Below are 19,842 nucleotides of genomic sequence, written 5' to 3' on the forward strand. Positions count from 1 at the left end.
GACAACAGTCGGATCATCCCTGGCGCCGCTATGATCATATGCGTACAAAAAAACCGCGTCTGTTGCAGCAGACACGGTTTGAATCATACAATGTTGTATGCATTTAGTAAAACACTAAAATCAACCAAAGATATGCAAAAATCGCTTTCGCTAACGTATATACGGAGCTTAGTGAGATGGAGCGTCGCGTTCACAGTGTTCTCACTGGGAAATATCAGCTTCCTTGCTCCACAGGTATATAGTCAGTCCGTACAGCCGGTCGCCGTTACCGCTGCTTTTGAAAATGAAACGCTGGCGTCTTGTCTCAAAAAACTGGAGCGCAGCTACCACCTGTCTTTCGGCTACGATAGCCAGGAATTGTCCCAATACCGGATAGATAAACAACATTTTGTCAACGAACCGCTGGAGAAGGCGCTGGCAGCCCTCCTCAGAAAAACAGCCTTTACTTTCCAGTCTAAAAACGGTGTTTACCTGATCGTGAAACAGCCGTCAGTCCCGCCTGCCGCCGCAGCGCTTTCCGGTAAGGTCCGCGGCCGCATCACCGATGCCGCCACCAACAACCCCGTTCCCGGTGTAACCGTACGCGTGGCCGGCGCTAAATATTATGCAGTCTCCAACCCGGAAGGGGAATACGAACTGGTATTGCCTCCCGGTAATTATTCTCTCCAATACTCTTTTATCGGTTACCAGGAAGAAATAAAACCCGCCGTGAAAGTAACCCCTGCCACCGTGGCAGCGGTGCCTGTGGCCCTGGTAGTGAAAGCTTCGCGTTTAACCGAGACCGTAGTCATCGGCTACGGCGTACAGGAACGCCGCAGCCTGCTGGGCTCCGTCACCAGCTTCAAAGCGAGCGAACTACCCGGCCAGATGCCCATTTCCGTGGATGAAGCCATGGTGGGCAAACTGCCGGGCGTATTCATCGCGCCCTCCAGCGGCGTGCCCGGCGCTGCCAGCAATATCACCATCCGTGGTATCAGCACCCTTAACGCCAACGGCAACACGCCGCTGATTGTTGTAGATGGCGTGCCCATCTATGGCATCGATCCCAACCTCAATACGGTTGATTACAATAAAGGATCTTCGCAAGGCTTCAGCTTCGGTGGCAACCAGGTGGTAAATGAATACCGCCAGCCTACCACCTTCGAGAAGAACCCGCTGGCCACCCTCAACCCCGATGATATTGAATCCATCGAAGTACTGAAAGATGCCTATTCCACCGCCATCTACGGCTCCCGTGGCTCCGGCGGCGTGATCCTCATCACCACCAAAAAAGGGAAACGCGGGAAGTCACGGGTAGACGTGCAGCTGGGCGCTTCCATCGCCGCCCCCCGTAAACTGCCATCTCTCATGACGGGCGACCAGTACGCCGATTTCTATACCCGGCTGTTTGCCCTGAAAGACTCTATCGGTAAGGCAGGGAACCCTTTTTACCGCCCGCTGAACTACAAGTTCCCCAAAGGCGTAAACACCCGCTGGCTGGATGAAGTGACACGCAACGCTGTAGGCAGCGACGCCAATGTGTCCCTCAGCGGCGGCACAGAAAAAAGTAACTACTACGTCAGCCTGGGATATGACCAGCAGCAGTCGTACATCGTCAATAATGATTTCACCCGCTACCAGGGCCGTGTCAACTTCGACAACCAGATGACGAAATCCCTGAAAGTAGGCGTGAGCATGTCGATGAACCAGGCCAAAAATAATTCGCTGAACGCACAGGAAGTATACCGCAACGCTATCCAGAAAGCGCCCAACATCGGCATCTACGACAGCACCGGCAATTTCAACTGGCGCTTCGGCAACAACCCCACCGGGCCCGAAGCGGTGGTGAACCCCGTGGCGCAGGCGACCACCGGTAAAAACTATTCCACCGATAGCCGCGTGCTGGGCAACGTGTTCGCCGATTTGAAACTGCGTTCCTGGCTTAGCCTGCACAGCGATTTCGGAGTGGACTGGATCAGTGCCCGCTCGTACAGCCGCAACATCGACCGGCCGCTGTCGCCGGGTGGCAATGCCACCGAATCACAGCAGCAGCTCCGCAAATGGGTGACCAACAACCGCCTCGATATCAACAAAGCCTTCGACGGTGGCCACGCTATCAGCGCCATGCTGGGCCAGAGCTTCGAAAAGTCAGTAGAGAACGTTAACTCTGTAGCGGGTGACGGCTTCCTGAACAACGAAATGCTCAGCATCTCCACCGCTAAAAACAGGCGGGTGGTGAACTCCCTGCAACAACAGTGGGCCCAGGTGTCTTTCCTCGGCAGGCTTAACTATGAATATATGCACCGCTACCTGGTAGGGGTCACCTACCGGATGGACGGCTCTTCCCGCTTCTCTGCCAACCACCGTTATGTAGGTTTCCCTTCCTTCGCCGTAGGCTGGATACCCAGCGAAGAAAGTTTCCTGAAAGGCAGTAAACTCATCGAGCAACTGAAAATACGCGGTAGTGTAGGCTTCACCGGTAGTGACGGTGGTAACGGCTACTACGGCAACCAGGGACAGTACGTGATAGCCGATTACGGCGCTTCCTATGGCAACGTGTCTGCCATCGGCGTGAAACAGCCGGCCAACCCTAACCTGCAGTGGGAACGGACCACCACCTGGAACGCAGGTATGGACCTCAGTATGCTCAACGGCCGCGTCAGCGCTACGCTCGACTACTACAGACGACAAACGTCCAATGCCATCCTCGGCTCTGTACTGCCTTACTTCATGGGCTTCGCCATGCAGAAACAAAACCTGGCAGACCTCAGCAATAACGGTATTGAGTTCAGCGTCACCAGCCAGAATATGGTCCGCAAAAATTTCAGCTGGACCACCAACTTTAACATCTCCGGCAACCGGAATAAAATCGTCCGGCTCCATAAAATCAGTGAAGACCAGCTGGCCAACCAGAACGAAATTGACGGCAACCGGTTCTGGCGGGTAGGACATTCCGCTACTGCCTTCTACCTGTACAACTGGGGCAGTATTAACCCGGACAACGGTCAGCCGCTGTGGATCGACAATACCGGCAAAAGCTCCGAAAAACCCATCCAGCAACAGTATCCCAACGCGCCCTACGTACACCGCGAATACATGGGCGATGCCATGCCGGTAGTATTCGGCGGACTGGGCAATACCTTCACCTACAAAGACCTTGAGCTGAACTGTTTCCTGTCTTTCTCTGCGGGCAATAAGATGATCAACGGCGCCAGGGCGGCCCAATACAGCTACCTGGGCAGTTCCTCTACAGCGAATAACGTATATAACCTCTCCCCGGAAATCCTGCACTACTGGCAGTACCCGGGGCAGCAGACAGATATCCCGGCGCTGATCAATAAGTCCAACGCCGCTTCCGCAGGCTTCGGCAGCTCTTACGACTATACGCTCAGCCGCCAGAATTCCCGCTTCCTCGAAGATGCGTCGTTCGTAAAGCTGAGAAGCGTAACGCTCACCTACAATTTCAGCCGCCTGCTGAGACACAGCCAGACCGTGAAATCGCTGCGTGTATTTGCGGAAGGTAATAACCTGCTGATCCTGACCAATTACTCCGGCCTGGACCCCGAGGTGAGCGCCTATGGCTCTTCCGCGCTGAATATGGGATTTGATGAACTCACCATGCCGTCGCCGCGCACGTGGAGAGTAGGTATTAAAGCATCTTTTTAAAATGAGATTATGAAAAGATATTCCTGTTATATATATGCTGCGCTGCTGCTGGTCACCCTGGGGGCCTGCAGCCGGCAGCTGGACCTGAAGCCGGAAGGCACCATGGTGGAGGCTGACCTGCTGAAAAACAAACAGACCACCGAAAGTTTCCTGGCAGACACCTACCTGCAGCTGATGAAAAGCGCAGCGGGGAACGGCTTCATTTTCGGTGATGTGACCGGCAACATAGTGAGCAGCTTCGACCAGGCGCTGGTGAAAGGCGCCGTAGACCCACGGGATGCTAACTATGATGCGCTGTGGTCCACGCCCTATGCCACCATCAACCAGGCGAATGTGATCATTACTCAGCTGTCCAAATATGCTGATTTTGATGCCACCCTTCAGCAACAGTTCATAGCGGAAGCGAAATTTATCCGTGCTTTCGGGCACCTGCTGCTGTTACGCATGTATGGCGACGGCGCTTTACAGAACAAGCCCAATAACATGGGTATTCCCCTGATGCTGCAGTCCTTCGATGGTTACGACGGTTCCCAGAACAAAGCCCGTAATACCAACGCGGAAGTATACACGCAGATACTAAAGGATTTAGATGAAGCCATCGCTGTACTGCCGGAGAAAAGAACAGACCCTGTGGCACAGGCGAGCCGCGCTACCAAAGGCGCTGCTACCGCACTGGCAGCAAGGGTGTGCCTGTATCAGCAGGACTATGCGAAAGCGGCTGCCTACGCTAATATGGTGCTGGCTGCGCAGCTTTATAGCCTACAGCCATCTTTTGAAACCTTATGGCCGGATAATGCCAAAGGCAGCGGTAAATACCCGCTCAGCAGCGAGATCGTATTCGCCTTCCCCGAAAGCTGGAACAATAAATCTTATGGTAACCATGGCATTTATTATTCCTATGGCTACTATCAGCCGCTGCCAGACTTCCTGGCGATCTATGAAGCGCAGGACGAACGGCGCACGGATATGTTCACTGCCACACAGCAGATGCGCAAATTCACCGACCCAAGGTTGATGGACAACGTGGCCATGATCCGGTTGCCGGAGGTGATGCTGACCGCCGCCGAAGCGATGGCGCTGACTGCCGGCGTAAATGCCACTTCCGTGGACCTGCTCAACAGGGTATATGCACGCGCCTATACGAAAACTCCGGTACCCAGGGTGTATACCGTGGCAGACTTTACCACCAAACAGCAACTGGTAGACCGTATCCTGCTGGAACGCAAAAGGGAACTGGCGTTTGAAGGCTTCGCCCGTTTCGACGCCATCCGCAGCGGTCAGCAGCCAAATCCGCTACTGCCGGCCAATAAATATGCCATGCCCATTCCACAGCGGGAGATCGATATCACCAGTGGCCTCATTGTACAGAATCCCGGTTATGTACAGTAACGTAACAATATAAACGATAAACCATGAAGAAAATCATCACCATCCTCTCAGGGACCTGTCTCGCGCTCGGCAGCCTGGCACAATCAGGACAGCAGATCACCCTGCAGGGCGATATCAGCGGAGACCTGAAAGGACATCACAAAATGTATATCTATACCCGTACTTACAAAGACTCTGCTGTCATAGAAAACGGGCATTATTCCTTTAAAATTCCTTTCAGCGGGCCGGTATTTATGATGCTGCTGCCGGAATATGTGACGGCCGAACGCCAGATGTACGTGCCTTATGGCGTACTGATGGACAAGCCCACCACTTATACGGTCACCTCAGATATCAGCAAAGGGATGAACGCCTCCACGGTAAAAGGCTCCGAAGCGCCGGAGCTGTACCAGGCCTACGGCAAAGAGAAAGCCGCCGCCTGGAAAACCATCAGCGCCACGCTGCAAAAAGAATTCGGCAAAGCGTGGGTACAGGAAAACGATCCGCAATACGAAGCTTTTCAGAAAAGACAGGGAGAATTGCAGAAACAATACCTGCTGCCGCTGCTGGAAAAGCTGGTGAAACAACATCCTGATTCCTATGCGACCGTCTTCAGCCTCAACGACGCCCGCCAGATAGCCACGGTGGACCAACAGGACCGGCTATACGCCATGCTGTCCAAAAAGATGAAGGCATCCATGCAGGCAAAGGAATTCCACCAGTTCACCGACGGTATCCGTAATTCCGCTATCGGTAAACAGGTAAATGATTTCAGTCTGCCGGACCCACAGGGGAAGATGATTCCTTTCAGCAGCCTCAAAGGAAAGTATGTGCTGATCGACTTCTGGGCCAGCTGGTGCGCGCCCTGCCGCAAGTCGTTCCCCCATATGCGTAAGGTGTACCAGCAGTACAAAGACCAGCCCTTCATCATCTACAGTATTTCTATCGACAAAAGCAAGGCGGACTGGCTCAAAGCTGTGGGAGAAGAGAACAACCCCTGGTTGCAGTCGCTGGACAATATCAATGTGGCCGGCAGTGGTTTCGCTATCACCGGGGTACCTACTACTTACCTGATTTCTCCCGAAGGAAAAATAATGATGAAAGAAATTGGGTTCGACGAAACGGGCAATGGTAACATCGAAAAGAAACTGGCTTCCCTGTTTGGCGGCGCCGTAAAAAAAGCGGAAGCGCAGCCAAAGACAGAAGACAAAGTGATAAAAGCGATGCCAATGACGCCTCTGCAATAGTAATATCATAAACCATCTACATGAGAAAAAATCAACGTCCGTGGTTGCTGGCCCTGATCGCAGCTTCCATGGCTCTGCCGGCGGCGGCGCAAACAAAACGGTATATCACCGTCAGCGGGAAAATTAAATTCCCCCCGTCAAAAGAGCAACAGGAGAAATTCCCTTTCCGCGTACAAAAGCAGGTGGGAGATGATCGCATCACCATCGATACCATTCACCTGAAACCGGATGGTTCCTATAGTATCAAAATAGATGCTACGCGTCCGCAGTTTTATGTCCTGAATGAGTTTGAAGAAGACAGGCTGACCATCTGGGCTAACAAAGACAACCTTCAGATCGATTTCAGAGGGGAAGATACCGCGGCGATGAAGATCAAAAATCCGCCGTATGTGTACATCCACGGCAGTGAAGAAAATAACCTGATCAACCAGGTGAATTTTATTGCCTACCGTAATTACCAGCAGATGATCCAGAACGGCCGTCTGCAATATCAGGCGTCGCTCGCCAAGGATACGGCGCTGGTGCGTGTCATGCAGGACCAGTACGACTGGCTGGGCGATGACATGGGCGAGCGCATAAAGTTGTTGGTGAAGATGTACCCCAATACGCCGGTGCTGTTATATGCGCTGGATTATCTGCATCCGCGGAAGGACAAGGAGCTGATCAACACAGAATTAGCCAAACTGGTAAAGAAATATCCTTATTTCGAAGAAGCCAAAAGGAAACAGGCTGACATCGTAAAGGCGGAAGCAATTGCCCGTAAGACCGGCATCGGCGCCACTGCTATGAACTTCACGCAGAACAACGTGAGTGGTAAAGCGGTGCAGTTGAAAGACTACCGCGGCAAATACGTGCTGCTCGATTTCTGGGCCAGCTGGTGCGGTCCCTGCCGGGCAGAAAACCCTAATGTGCTGGACAATTACGAGAAGTACCACGGTAAAGGACTGGAGATACTGGCCGTATCGCTGGACGATAAAAAAGACGCCTGGGTAAAAGCCATCAAGGACGATGGTCTTACCTGGGAGCATGTCAGCGACCTGAAAGGCTGGAAAAATGAAGTGGCGAAAGAGTACAATATCCGCGCGGTACCCAGCAATTTCCTGATCGACAAGGAAGGGAAAATTGTTGCCAAAGACCTGCGCGGCGAAGAGCTGACGAAAAAACTGGAGGAGATCTTTGGTAAATAGTGTTAAAATAAAACTGTAAAGAAACGTTATGAAGCGATTGTTATTATTGTTGTGCATCTGCTGGAGCAGTGCGTCTATGGCCCAGATGCAACCGGCTAAAAAAATTATCCCTGATTATACCCATGAAACACAGATCAAAAGTACGCCGGTGAAAATCTGGCGCGTGATCCGTGATCTGCCGCAGGTAAAGGAATATTCCAACGGAATGGTCCGTGAGGTGAACGTTCGCACGGTGAACGATACCAGGTACCGCGACCTTACGTTTAGTGACGGCCGTAAGCGTACAGACGAAATAGAACAGATACATGACCAGTACAAGTTCTTTGTATTTCATGTGTCGGACCCGTTGCCGGCAGGCATCAGCAAAGCGATTGTGACCGCGCTGGTGGAATCGCTGCCGGACAGGGACGATGTGTCGGTCGTGCGCTGGAGCATTATCCTGGAGGGAGATAAGGCCGGCAGAAAACCGCTGGTAGACAGTCTTTCCGCCGAGATAGCCAACTATGAGGCAGGACTGAAAAAGATGCTGGAATAGTAAAAGAGAAAGAAGCCGGGTTGACGCCCGGCTTTTTTATTGTTCATTCAGAAAATCTTCTATCATGGCCACCGCCAGCGCCGGTGTATGGCTGCCGGGTTTGGCGGTCAGCACTTCGCCGAGGAATTCCCCGTGCTGGCCGGGCAATATGGCGAGGTGTCCTTTGGGCAGCAGCCGGTACATCGCCGTAGCGTGTTCGGGCTGGGTGGCGTCCTGGTCGCTGATCATCACGAGCGTAGGCGCTTTAATGGAACGGATCATGTCGTCGGACCAGTCTTTAAACGACAGCATCCGGTCATGGTCCTGGTTGAACATGGCGAGCAGTCCTTCAGGATCTTTGCGGATGGCGAGATACGCGTCTTTAAAAGGTTGTGGCATATCGCTGAAATGTGCTTTCTGCAGCATGTCCCAGATGCCTTGCGGCAGTCCTTCTTTTTTGTAAAATGCAGAGATGGCGACAATACGGCGTACTACCTGTGGGTGACGGATGCCGATCTGCAGGGCCGTGCAGCCGCCGTTGCTGAAGCCAAGGATGTCTGCCTGAGGAATGCCCAGCGTCTGCAGCAGCGCCGCCACATCGTCAGCATCCTGTTCAAATGTGGTGGGACCGGGGCGCCTGCCGCTATGCCCGTGGCCCTGGAGTTCCACGGCAATCACCCGATGGTGCCTGGCAAAATCGCCCAGCACCTGGCCGAAGGTGGTGCGGATGGTGGAGCCGCCGCCATGGATCAGTACCAGCGGGCTGCCGCTGCCATGTATCTCGTAGTACATTCTGATACCATTCACCGTTGCGTAGCTGCTGACAGTATCCGTGACCGTTAGAGGCAAAGGAGTGGCCGTTCCGGGCATGGCGCTGCCAATGGCCATGGCCAGAAAAATGCTTTTAAACATAAAACTGTTTTTTTTATTTAAAGAGATTAACGGGCGCCCGTCGGTTGCAGGTGTGCTTCCAGTATGTCGAGCATCTGTTCCCAGCTGGGGTAGGCGCCGGTTCGTTTAGCCAGTGACGTGTCTACCGTCTGGTGTAAGGTGAAAAGCGTCTTGTCGCCCTGTGCGGTAAACGTAACGGTCAGGATGGTTTCATCCGGCCAGTCAGGGTCCATGCCGGCTTCACGTGAAGTGATCAGGCGTCCGCTGGCATCCGCCACCTGCAGCTTACAGACGATTTTCTCCGGGCGCGTGATTTCCAGGAAAGTGGTTTTGGCCCAGCAGTCTTTGTAAGCGCCGTTGGGATTGCGGATACAGGAGAGGAAGCCGCCGCCCGGACGGATATCGACATCAGCGAAATGAATGGTGCAGCCTTTCGGTGCATACCAGTGCCGAAGATGTTCTTCACTGGTCCAGGCTTCAAATACCAGTTCCTGTGGTGCGTTGATGATACGGGAGATAAATGTATCCTCGTGATTAACGTTTGCCATGCTTTTTATTTTTAGATTGTAGTTCCTGCAGATAGTTTTCCATGGAGTCGATAGTAGCGTTCCAGTACTTGCGGCATTCTTCCACCCAGGTGGTGACTTCTTTCAGCTTGTCTATTTTCAGCTCACAATAACGTTCCCTGCCTTGCTGCCGGATGATGACCAGCCCGCATTCCGTCAACACTTTAATATGTTGGGAGATGGCCGGCCTGCTGGCGTCGAAGTTGTCCGCGATCGCGTTCAGGTTCATGGACTGGCGGGCTATCAGCGAGATGATTTCCCGCCGGGTGGGGTCTGCTATGGCCTGGTAGATATCCCTTCTTTTCTCCATTATGTAAGTATTTGCTTACAAATATATAAAATGTAAGTGAATGCTTACGTTTTTTTTGGAAATTTTTTTTCGGGCGACATGACGGGATACGTGAGGTAGTTACGATGCTGTTATGAAAGGCTGATTCTTTTTTGGGTTATCTTCGCCGAAAACTGATACAGATGGGACCATGGTTGTATACCTGCGCGCAATGCGGCGCGCAAAATCATTTTGAGGTGTCGGCAATGCTGCTGCCGGAGATCCATTGCCGCGCATGTGGATTTGTGAAAACCAATCCGCCGGAGGTGCGGGAGCGTGTCGGCAAAGCGTTGGAGGAACATAAATGGTATGCGGGATTCCTGGAGCTGATATTAGCCGTGGAGGAGGAGCTGGGAATTTCTTTTGAAGATGCGGATTTTCCGCAGCCGTTCGTTACATGGCGGAGATTGCTGGAAGTGACGCTGCAGCATGCCGGCACAGCCGTTACACAGGAGCAGGCAATGGGAATTTTAGCACACTGTGCTGGTATAACGGAAATGGATATACGCCAAAGATTGGATGAACCGGTGCATCTGTAAAAAATGATCGTTATATATTATAGTGAGGAAAACTAATTATAAGATTCATTTATTTATTGGCTTGTAATGCTTTGTGGTAGATGGTTTGATGGATCTTTAAGAATTTTATTTGTTAATCTTTTGAAATTTTGTGAGAAAAAATTTGGTGAAATCGGAATCTTATTTATCTTCGCTTCACTTTATTAAAATAAGCTGTTAATAACTGTCCCAAAGTTGTCCCAAAGCGTTTGAATATCGTTGTACCCCAGAAACTATACTTATACTGAGATTGGCTATATCCTGAAATACAATTCCATAGGTATTACAAATATTATCCCTTCGCTACGGTAACTGCTATCAATGCTATCCGTCAGTGTCTGTCGGGAATCCGGATTTTTTGTCGAGTGTGCATGTGAATGTTTACGTAATGTATGGTTACGTATAAGGAAGTGCAGCGCTTATCCCTGCTGCACGCTGCTTGTTTTTTCCGTTCTTTAAGACTTAGCTTATTGTTTTAAATCTGACTTCCGATGGAAAAGAAGATTTTATCCTGGACCATGCTTGCTGTGGTCTCGCAGGTGGAGGTTCATGCATCTGCGCCGGCAGCAACAGCGAACGTCTCCGCAGCAGTGACGGCCCCTGTCACGTTTTTGCGGACCACCGGTAACATGAGTTTTGGCAACACAGCGCCTTCCGGGACAGCTGGCACTGTGGAACCGGCTCCTGGCGCCACCCGCAGGATTGCTTTTTTTCTGGAACGAAGTACCATCAACGCCGCCATTGTTGCAGTAACAGGTGAAGTGGCTAACTGCCAACGTGAACTGATCGGCAATTCCGGCTAAAACCAAAAGGCCCTGTACTTCACCTGGGTGCAGGCCTTTGGTATCCCTGTCAGCAACCCAAATTTTTTGAAAGATGTATGCAACCATGCTTATGAAACCACTAACCCTGCGCGTGCAGCGGAGATATGAGATCGTCTCTGCCACCGCATTCGCCCTCTCTTTGTTACTGTCCACGGTCATTGTGCACGCGCAGGGCGACGTGATGATCTGTCCGAAACGCGTTGTATTTGACGGCGCCAAAAGAACGCAGGACCTCGGCCTGGCTAACACCGGCGCAGATACTGCCACCTACCAGGTGTCTTTTGTGCAGATCCGGATGAAGGAAGACGGCTCTTTTGAAAACATAGAGCAACCGGATTCCGGACAGTGCTTCGCCAGCAACAACCTCCGTATTTTTCCCCGTACCGTATCTATTGCACCCAAAGAATCACAGGCCGTGAAGCTGCAGGTGGTCAACACCGGCAGCCTTCCTCCTGGTGAGTACAGATCTCATGTTTATTTCAGGGCTGTCCCCCGTCCCTTACCTGCCGGTGAAACACCTTTACTGCGGCCCAAAGATACCAGCAGCCTGGAGGTGAAACTGGTCCCCGTATTCGGTGTCACGGTACCTGTCATCATCCGTGTGGGCGCTGATTCCACTGCTGTCGCCATCTCAGAGATGGGCGTGGACTTCAATAACCCCCAACAACCACAGGTGTGTTTTCACTGACCCGCAGCGGTAACATGTCGGGGGTAACGGCGCAGCCCAATCAGTTCAAACCGGTAGAAATCCCCGTGACCGTTTCCGGCGAAGTGGCTGGTATGGTCCGGAGTACAAATAAACTGGCCATGTCCCGCATCCGGATGAATATACTGGATGCCGGCTGCAACACTGTGGCCTCCGTGCTCGCGGAGTCGGACGGTTATTTCAGCTACCCTGGCCTTCGTCCCGGCACCTATACCTTAAGCCCGGACCCGGCGCAGCTGCAGCGCCTGCATATGACAGCCCAACCCGCTGAAATAACCGTTACCATTAAACGAAATCCGGATGGAGACGTTGTTGACGGACTGCTGTTTAAACTTGTTCCGATGTTATTTGCTAACCCACCCAAACAGTCGCACTTTGATTAACCCCAAAAGCTTTTTATTTCATCATTTATTATTCATTTTTTAAAACCCAAATCTTATGAAAAAGGTGTTGTCATTAATGGTTATCGTTTCAGCGATCTTCGCTGGTAAAGCAGTTGCACAAACATCCGCTACCGCAACCGCCAATGCATCTGCAACTATCTCACACCCGTCACCCTGACCAAAACGCTGGACATGAACTTCGGCATTCTGGCGTCTTCCGCTATCCCGGGCACGCTGAAACTCAGCCCTGCCGGTATCCGTACCACCACAGGCGGTGTTTCCACTTTGCCTACAACCGGTACCGTTACGCCTGCACTCTTTTCCGTGGCAGGGGAAAACAACTACACCTACGCGATTACGCTGCCTATCATTCCGATAGTGCTGAATAACGCTAGTGTTCCCGGCGCGTTCATGCTGGCAACATCTTTCACCAGTTCACCTTCCGTGATTACCGGCGGCTTGCTGACCGGCGGCTCCCAGGCATTGAACGTAGGCGCTACCCTGTTTGTAGGGCCTAACCAGCCGGCCGGTATCTGCAATACCCTGCTGCCTTTCCTGGTGACAGTAAATTATAACTAAGCAATTGTTGCGGTTGCTGGAAAAAAGGGGTTGTCCTTATAATAGGGCGGCCTCTTTATTTTTATACAGAGAAGTGCCGTACATCCGGCTGCGGGGTTATGAGACAGGCCGGGTCCTTTGTGGTCGTCGCCTCCCGGGGTCTATCCCCGGGAAGCTGAATGTATTCTTATTGCAGCGCGGTGATTTCCGGCAGTTGTTTACTCAGGTAACCGATGAAAGTCCATATTTCCAGTACTTCACTCACCGGCACCTCGAAGTCATCGTATTCATCATTGAGGGAACGCAGCAGCAGCGTGCCTTTCTGTTTGATACGGCTGCTCACAAGCTTGAAGATAATGTCTTCCTCCCCGCCTTTCAGTACCAGCACACACGCCGTGTTGTCTTTCAGGTATGACCAGTCTTCAAGGTATTGGGCGATGATATGGCTGCCATCGGGGATGGGGTGCATGGAATCGCCGGAGATGGGGAACATGCGGATGGTTTTGCCCCGGGGCAGTTCCGGCAGGGTGAACTTCGGCAGCCCGGCTATAAACTCCGGATCGGCAAAACCACTGCGGTAGCCTGCTTTAGCCCTGGCAGGTACATATTCCATGTTCTCTTCATTGTCCTGGTCCACCGTAATGGGCAGAATACGTATATGTTTGCCTGTTAAATCCATCGTATTACCTGCATCCAGTGCGAGTAATTGTTCTTCCGTAGCCTGCTGCAGGTCATTTTTGATAAACGTGTCAAGGTCCACCCGGAAAAAATCGGAGATCAGCACCAGGTCTTCCAGCCGTGGATTTCGTGTTTTACCGCTTTCCTGTGCTGTAATTTTGTTCCTGTTAATACCCAGGAGATCTGCCAGTTGCTGCTGTGAAAGCTTTTTCCGCGTGCGTAATATCCTCAGGTTCCCTGCCCAGAAAGTTGGCCTTTTTATCATTTTCCGGTTATATTTAAAATAATTTATATTTATAACGAATAGTCACAAATGTAATCAATTACGAATTACGAATTACGAATTGGAGGGTTCTTTTTTGGAAAATTCATTAGTGACTTTGTTTTAAAAAGTTCATGATTCTGTTTTAGAAAGTTCATGGTCCTGTTTTAGAAAGTTCATGATCCAGTTTTAAAAAATTCATTAGTACCCCATGCTATCAGCATTCCCAAATTCGTAATTCGTAATTCGTAATTGATCACCGGTGATAGCCTTTACTATAGAGCTCTGTTGCGGTATACGCTGTATAAGGGGCTTTCAGTAATGGGTAGTCCCAGCAGCCCATCCGATGGAACAGCTCTCCGCCGAAGCCGTTTTTGAACTTGTACAATCCGTATAGCGGGTGTTGCGGATCAGGCGCCGGAGACACGCCGAAGAAGTCGTATTCCGTACAGCCCTTGCGTTTAGCCCGCCGCATGGCTTCCCATTGCAGCATATAGGTGCCCATATAGTTACGGTGAGTATTGGAAGACGCTCCGTAGAGGTAGGTGCCGCGGTGGCCGGCCACTACGAGGAACATAGCCGCCAGCGGAATACCGTCAGCCTCTGCCAGCAGCATCTCCACGTCTGCGGGAGAGGTGCTGTTGTTAGCCCTGGCGGTAAGGATGGTCCGGAAGTAGCCGATGTCTTCCCGCACAATACCATTGCGTGCGCACGTTTGTGCGTACAGGTTATACCACGTGTCAATATTCTCCAATCCGGCGGTCTTTACCTGTACGCCTTTACGGCCTGCCAGCTGAATATTGTAGCGGGTTTTGGCCTTCATCCGGTCCAGTAACAGCTGATCGTCTTGCTGAAGGTCCATAAAAATGGTGTTGGAAGGCAATATGTCGGTATTGGATTTTTTCAGGTTATGGCTGCGGGTGCTGTAGTTGAAACGCAACTCCTGCAGCTGTTTGACCGGTGGCCCCAGCCAGCAGCCGTTTTCGTCGAAGTACTGTTCCTCGCCCGACCAGTGCGACTGCCACGCGAGGTCATACCGGATCATGATACACTTTTCCGGCAGGAGCGGCCGCAGGCTCTCTGACAGCTCCTCAAGGAAAACACCCTGGCAGTCGGTGTCGGGCTCTATCTCCGGCCCATAAGGCACATAGGCAATGTAATGCTCTTCGCTGATCTGCCGCAGGATCACCAGCACGTCACTAACAGTATAGTCCTGGTCTGCCGCACCGGCAAACAAATCCCGGCGCCGCACTTTAAAATCAAACGCGCTGGTCTCCCAGCCCTGACGGCTCTTTACCTCCGACCAGTAGGCCGTCTGCTGTAAAATAGCCGTCTTGTTTACCTGCCTGATCTCTTTTTTGCAAATGTCGATGTACATAATGCTTCACGGTTGGGTGAAAAAAGAAACCGCCTCACTTCCCGCCGGAAATGAAACGAATAATAAATAATAAGGTGAAAGACAAAGCCCCCGGTATACGGCCGTAAAAGATTAACAGCCCGGGGCTTGTGTATGGAAGTCCTTGAAATTGGAAATGAAGTACAGCTTTTTGCAGAAGCAACAGAAGGAGATAGCAGCAGCTATATCGGCTCCTGGGGCGGAAAACGCACGGCGTTGCTTTGTGTTATATGATAAAAACTGTAACATGACGGACGCAAAGGTACGAAAATTTCCGGGGCGGAAGAGGGTTCGAGGCGTCGTTGCATAATCCGGGCGTTGTTATCGCCGCATAAATCCCAGGGCTTACGCCCTGGGTTACGTTGTTGTTCAAAGTCTTTCAGAAACAATTCCTGAGGGGAGGACAAAGGATTACCGCCGGTAAGTACTGAGGCTTCGGTAATAGGAGGGGCGCCACCGCAAACGAAAAGCAGCCAGGGAAAGAACTAAAGAATCTGAACAACGATGAAATTAGGGCCAATACTTATGAAAACCATGGAACGAATGGACCTGAACAACAATGTTGCCCAGGGCGTAAGCCCTGGGATTCCAGGTGATGATCCCTGAAATTCAGATGATGATCCCTGGGATTCCAGGTGATGATCCCTGATATTCAGATAATGCCCCTGGAATTCCAGGTGATGTCTAATCTTCCAAAGCCTGGTACACCGCCACTTTAAACTCGTCGCCGATGCTCCAGTAGGGCGATAAATACTCCTGTGTAAAGACAAGTCCGATCAGTTCTTCTTTCGGATCTACCCAGTAGTGGGTGTTGAAAGCGCCGCCCCAGCTGAGGGTGCCGATGTTGTAAGGCATAAGGTGGTCGTTTTCTTTTGTCTCCAGGGAGAAGCCAAGTCCGAAACCGAAGGGTTCGGGTTGCGCCGGCAGGGGAGAAGGACGCACGCCGGTTTCGAGCTGGTTGCTGAGCATCAGGGTCACTGTAGCGGGACTGACAATAGTCTTGTTATTGTACTTCCCTTTTTGCAGGAGGAGCGTCAGGAATTTGGCATAATCTCCCGTAGTGGACACCAGTCCTGCGCCGCCGGAGAGGTAGGTGCCCTGGCGGTTGGGAAACAGCGGGTCTACACCTTCGTAGATAGGATGGCTGACGGGCAGCATCTTACCGTTGACCTCTTCATAAAGGGTGACGAGCTTTTGTTGTTTGCCTGCCGGCAGATGAAAATAAGTGTCCTGCATGTCCAGCGGCGCGAATACGCGCTGTTGCAGGAAGAGGTCCAGCCGCTGGCCGCTCCATATTTCGATGAGATAACCCAGCACGTCGGTGTTGAGGCCGTAGGTAAACGCTTGTCCGGGATCGTGCATCAGTGGCTGCTGTGCCAGCAGGTTTATTTTTGTTTTCAGGTCAGACGCCATGGTGCCGATACCGCTGGGTACTCCTGCTTTGGCATAGATGGCCTGCATCTGCGGGTCGCTGAATACGGCGGCATAGGCGATGCCGGAGGTATGACGAAGCAGATCGCGCACCGTGATCTCCCGGCTGGCCGGGCGCGTGGTGTAGGTGCTGTCCTTCGGATTAAAAGACACCTTCACCCGTGGGTTTTTAAAAGCCGGAATAAACCTGGACACCGGATCATCCAGCTGAAATTTACCTTCCTCCCAGAGTATCATTACACCCAGGCTGGTAATGGCTTTCGTCTGCGATGCGATGCGGAAGATATTGTCCGTTTGCATAGGCTTGCGGGCCGCTACGTCGGCGTAACCGAAAGCTTTATTATAAACAACCTGTCCGTGGCGGATAACCAGGGCGGTGGCGCCCGGGATATGCCCCGCGGCTATATGGCGATTGATCACGTCGTCGATACGGGAAGTCCGCTGTGCGTTCAGGCCGGACTGGGCATAGGAAGTAAAGGTCACTACCAGCGCGGTAATGACAGTAGTCATATACTTTTTCATGATGGAGTTGGTATTTTTTTATTTGACAGCACAAAAATGCGCCGCTTTTTGATATAAGAAAAATAGGTTAAATTATACCTAGCCATAAAATAAATTATATATTTGGATATGGTCAATTTCGAATGGTTCAGGACTTTTAAAGCTATTTACCAGACAGGCACGCTGACAGGAGCGGCGCATGAGCTGCTGATCTCGCAACCCAATGTAAGCCAGCATCTGGCATCGCTGGAGGCTTATATCTGCCACCCGCTGTTTGAGAGACAGCCGCGCCGCATGGTGCCTACCGACTACGGCAAACTGTTATATACGGAGATCGTCGATGCAGTGGAGAAACTGGAGAACGTGGAGATGGATTTCAGAAACACCTGCGCCCGCGAAGTGCCGCTTACCTGCGTGGGTGCGCCGAAAGAGTTTTTTCAGGCGGTGATAGCCCGGCGTATCAGTCAGTCGGCCGCCAACTTCATCTTTGAGTTTGGAGATGCGAAACAGTTGCTGGAAAAAGTCATCCGGGGGGATATGTATTTTACGCTGACGACGGTCTGCGGCCAGGAGAAAAACATCCTGTATGAACCGGTGCTGGAAGAGCGGCAGGTGCTGGTCGGCAATGCCGGGCTGGATGATACCATCTTCCGTAAAGCTATCCGCAAAAATGACCGCATGGCGGCGGAAGCGTGGCTGAGCGAACAAACCTGGTATTCCTACAGCAGTGATATCCCGGCTGTCCGCCGCTTCTGGCAGGAAAATTTCAACAAACGCCCACAGATAAAGCCCCGCTTTGTGATACCGGACTACGACGGGATACTGAAAGCTCTGGCTGCCGGCAATGGCCTCACCATTGTGGCGGACTACCTGGTAAAAGACCTGCTGCATAAAAAAGAACTGAAACAACTCTGGACTGACGCCCAGGCTCCCTGTCAGACTATCTACCTGGCTTATGACAAAACGAGGGTGACCACCCCGCAGGTGAAACAGGTAAAGGCGCTGTTGCATTTATAGATCCTATTGGTTATTATTGTCCTGTAAATACAACCGCTTCCGTATGTCCAGCGTTGGTGAATGGCAAACGAGCATTTCCCGTTATGATGATGAGCAGGCCTTCGCCTGCCTGTTCCGGCACTTTTATGACCGGCTGCTGCATTTCTGTGAGCAGTATGTTCATGCGCGGGAAGTAGCGGAAGAAATTGTGTCGGACGTATTTGTGAAGTTATGGCATCGCCGCAGTGAACTGGAAAAAGTAGCCAACCTGCAGGTATATCTTTTTGTGGCGGTCAAAAATCATTCGCTGAATTACCTCGAACAATATTCCAGGCTGCGTATCGTGCCTATTGAAGCTACCGGTATGGCCGATCTCCGGCACAGCACTGATCCTGAACAGGACCTCGAATGGAAAGAGCTGCGCTTTAAGATGGACCAGATCGTGGCCGCCCTGCCGGAGCAATGCCGGCGTATCTTCAAACTGATCAAAGAGGACGGCCTTAAATATAAGGAGGTGGCCGAAATACTGAACATCTCCCCGCGTACGGTGGAAACACAGCTTTTCCGGGCGATGCGCCGGCTACAGGACGGCCTGTCGCAACTCCACAAAGACAACAACCTCCTGCCACCGCTCCTGGTCCTCTTTTGTCTCTCCGCACAGATCCTGTAAAACAGCCTTCCAAAAAATATTTTTTTCGTTTGTAAGTAATTGTGACCAGTTTACCTGTCCTTCTATCGTACCGGACCCATTTTATCATGCCAAACGATACATTTATACAACTGCTCACGCGTAAGCTGGCCGGGGTGGCCACTGCTGAAGAGATACAGGCGCTGGACACCCTGCTGGAGCAACACCCGGAGCTGAAGCCCCGCTACCATCAGCTGTCCCGCTATTTTGCAGAGGCGCCTCACCGGAAAGCCAGCAACGCGGAACTGGTGCTGCAACGCACACTGTCTAAAATAAAGACAGCCCCCTTATCTCCCGAAAAAGAAAAAAGAAAAACCTTTCGCTGGCAATGGGCGGCGGCAGCGGCGGTGGTATCCGGACTGGCCGTCGGGGTATTCCTGTTGTTCCGGTCGCGTCCCGCTACCGCTCCGATGGCCGGCAACACCCTGCAGTGGCAGCAGCAGGCCAACCCCAAAGGCATCAAGTCCTTCCTGACACTGGCAGACGGCACGCGTATCTGGCTAAATGCGGAAAGTGAACTGAAATATCCGCGGCAGTTCGGCGACAGCCGCGAGGTATACCTGGAAGGAGAGGCCTTCCTCGAAGTGGCGGACGACGTGAAACGCCCGTTCATCGTACACCTGCGGGAAGGTACCGTTAAGGTGCTGGGCACGGCGTTTAACATCCGGGCTTATCACAACGAGCCGGTGCAAACAGCCGTGATAAGCGGCAAGGTGGCGTTCATTCCCAGATACAACGATGCCAAACAAACGAGGGATACCATCCTGATCACACCGGACGTGAAAGTGTCTTACACCTCCCGCACCGGCACCCTCGTAAAAGACACCACCACCAGCCTGAACGACAAAGCCTGGACAGAAGGACGCCTCGTGTTCCGTAATAACACCCTGGAAGAGATCTGCGCCAGCCTCGAACGTAATTTCGGCAAACGTGTGGTGTTCGATGCCGACGCACCACGGCAGTACAGGCTGACAGGCACTTTCAGGAATAATTCCCTGCAGGACATCATGTATTACCTGAGCCGTTCCAAACCTTTCCATTATACCATCACCGACAGTACGCTGGTGATATCCGAATAAATGCGATTCATTCACCGATTTACCAATTGACCACTAC

The 19,842-nt window shown here is 51.9% G+C and carries 19 protein-coding genes; 13 read left to right on the forward strand and 6 right to left on the reverse strand.

What is annotated here, in order from left to right; all coding sequences use genetic code 11:
• Positions 1 to 171: 171 nt before the first annotated feature.
• From HF324_RS13620 to HF324_RS13640, 5 genes are read left to right on the forward strand one after another with little or no spacing between them, the layout of a single operon-like run.
• On the forward strand, positions 172 to 3,645 hold the full coding sequence (locus tag HF324_RS13620) for a SusC/RagA family TonB-linked outer membrane protein (protein WP_168860023.1): 3,474 nt from the start codon (positions 172 to 174) through the stop codon (positions 3,643 to 3,645).
• Between the two features lie 9 nt (positions 3,646 to 3,654).
• Positions 3,655 to 5,034, forward strand: coding sequence for a RagB/SusD family nutrient uptake outer membrane protein (locus tag HF324_RS13625; protein ID WP_168860024.1), 1,380 nt, complete (start codon positions 3,655 to 3,657; stop codon positions 5,032 to 5,034).
• Between the two features lie 23 nt (positions 5,035 to 5,057).
• Positions 5,058 to 6,260, forward strand: a complete 1,203-nt coding sequence (locus HF324_RS13630; RefSeq protein ID WP_168860025.1) for a TlpA disulfide reductase family protein — start codon at positions 5,058 to 5,060, stop codon at positions 6,258 to 6,260.
• A 20-nt stretch (positions 6,261 to 6,280) separates the two neighbouring features.
• Complete coding sequence (locus tag HF324_RS13635) at positions 6,281 to 7,447, forward strand: peroxiredoxin family protein (RefSeq protein ID WP_258539514.1); 1,167 nt, start codon at positions 6,281 to 6,283, stop codon at positions 7,445 to 7,447.
• A 28-nt stretch (positions 7,448 to 7,475) separates the two neighbouring features.
• A complete protein-coding gene (locus HF324_RS13640; protein WP_168802996.1) occupies positions 7,476 to 7,982 on the forward strand; it encodes an SRPBCC family protein in 507 nt (168 codons plus the stop codon).
• A gap of 36 nt (positions 7,983 to 8,018) precedes the next feature.
• Here the strand turns inward: HF324_RS13640 and HF324_RS13645 are convergent, their stop codons facing one another.
• The 3 genes from HF324_RS13645 to HF324_RS13655 are packed head-to-tail and all read right to left on the reverse strand — an operon-like array spanning position 8,019 to position 9,728.
• On the reverse strand, positions 8,019 to 8,873 hold the full coding sequence (locus HF324_RS13645) for an alpha/beta fold hydrolase (RefSeq protein ID WP_168860026.1): 855 nt from the start codon (positions 8,871 to 8,873) through the stop codon (positions 8,019 to 8,021).
• Between the two features lie 26 nt (positions 8,874 to 8,899).
• Complete coding sequence (locus HF324_RS13650; protein ID WP_168860027.1) at positions 8,900 to 9,400, reverse strand: SRPBCC domain-containing protein; 501 nt, start codon at positions 9,398 to 9,400, stop codon at positions 8,900 to 8,902.
• Positions 9,387 to 9,728, reverse strand: coding sequence for an ArsR/SmtB family transcription factor (locus tag HF324_RS13655; protein WP_168802999.1), 342 nt, complete (start codon positions 9,726 to 9,728; stop codon positions 9,387 to 9,389). Before HF324_RS13655 ends, HF324_RS13650 begins: the two co-directional genes overlap by 14 nt.
• Positions 9,729 to 9,889: 161 nt before the next feature.
• Here HF324_RS13655 and HF324_RS13660 point away from each other — a divergent pair, with 161 nt between their 5' ends.
• The 5 genes from HF324_RS13660 (at position 9,890) to HF324_RS13680 (ending at position 12,795) form a co-directional block, all read left to right on the forward strand.
• Entirely contained in the window at positions 9,890 to 10,285 is a 396-nt protein-coding gene (locus HF324_RS13660) for a TFIIB-type zinc ribbon-containing protein (RefSeq protein WP_168860028.1), read from the forward strand.
• A gap of 509 nt (positions 10,286 to 10,794) precedes the next feature.
• The gene (locus tag HF324_RS13665) at positions 10,795 to 11,106 is read left to right on the forward strand and encodes a hypothetical protein (RefSeq protein WP_168860029.1); all 312 of its coding nucleotides are present in this window, start codon (positions 10,795 to 10,797) and stop codon (positions 11,104 to 11,106) included.
• 91 nt (positions 11,107 to 11,197) lie between these two features.
• Entirely contained in the window at positions 11,198 to 11,815 is a 618-nt protein-coding gene (locus tag HF324_RS13670) for a fimbrial biogenesis chaperone (RefSeq protein ID WP_168860030.1), read from the forward strand.
• Complete coding sequence (locus tag HF324_RS13675) at positions 11,803 to 12,216, forward strand: carboxypeptidase-like regulatory domain-containing protein (RefSeq protein ID WP_168860031.1); 414 nt, start codon at positions 11,803 to 11,805, stop codon at positions 12,214 to 12,216. The genes HF324_RS13670 and HF324_RS13675 overlap by 13 nt, the downstream gene beginning before the upstream one ends.
• A gap of 192 nt (positions 12,217 to 12,408) precedes the next feature.
• Positions 12,409 to 12,795 carry a DUF4402 domain-containing protein gene (locus HF324_RS13680; protein ID WP_168860032.1) on the forward strand — a complete coding sequence of 129 codons (387 nt, stop codon included), beginning with the start codon at positions 12,409 to 12,411 and terminating at the stop codon, positions 12,793 to 12,795.
• Between the two features lie 166 nt (positions 12,796 to 12,961).
• On the opposite strand, the gene HF324_RS13685 is transcribed toward HF324_RS13680, so the two are convergent.
• The 3 genes from HF324_RS13685 to HF324_RS13695 form a co-directional block, all read right to left on the reverse strand.
• A complete protein-coding gene (locus tag HF324_RS13685) occupies positions 12,962 to 13,717 on the reverse strand; it encodes an XRE family transcriptional regulator (protein WP_168860033.1) in 756 nt (251 codons plus the stop codon).
• A gap of 253 nt (positions 13,718 to 13,970) precedes the next feature.
• Positions 13,971 to 15,092 (reverse strand): lipid II:glycine glycyltransferase FemX, encoded by a 1,122-nt coding sequence (locus HF324_RS13690; RefSeq protein WP_168860034.1) that lies wholly within the window; start codon positions 15,090 to 15,092, stop codon positions 13,971 to 13,973.
• A gap of 702 nt (positions 15,093 to 15,794) precedes the next feature.
• Positions 15,795 to 17,063, reverse strand: a complete 1,269-nt coding sequence (locus tag HF324_RS13695; protein ID WP_168860035.1) for a serine hydrolase domain-containing protein — start codon at positions 17,061 to 17,063, stop codon at positions 15,795 to 15,797.
• 108 nt (positions 17,064 to 17,171) lie between these two features.
• Between HF324_RS13695 and HF324_RS13700 the strand changes: the two genes are divergently transcribed.
• The 3 genes from HF324_RS13700 to HF324_RS13710 all read left to right on the forward strand — a co-directional run bounded on the left by HF324_RS13700 (position 17,172) and on the right by HF324_RS13710 (position 19,805).
• The gene (locus HF324_RS13700; protein ID WP_168803009.1) at positions 17,172 to 18,059 is read left to right on the forward strand and encodes a LysR family transcriptional regulator; all 888 of its coding nucleotides are present in this window, start codon (positions 17,172 to 17,174) and stop codon (positions 18,057 to 18,059) included.
• Between the two features lie 43 nt (positions 18,060 to 18,102).
• Entirely contained in the window at positions 18,103 to 18,708 is a 606-nt protein-coding gene (locus HF324_RS13705) for an RNA polymerase sigma-70 factor (protein WP_168860036.1), read from the forward strand.
• Positions 18,709 to 18,794: 86 nt separating this feature from the next.
• Positions 18,795 to 19,805, forward strand: a complete 1,011-nt coding sequence (locus tag HF324_RS13710; protein ID WP_168860037.1) for a FecR family protein — start codon at positions 18,795 to 18,797, stop codon at positions 19,803 to 19,805.
• Positions 19,806 to 19,842 lie beyond the last annotated feature (37 nt).

Origin of the sequence: Chitinophaga oryzae (genome assembly GCF_012516375.2) — a bacterium.
Lineage (GTDB): Bacteria > Bacteroidota > Bacteroidia > Chitinophagales > Chitinophagaceae > Chitinophaga > Chitinophaga oryzae.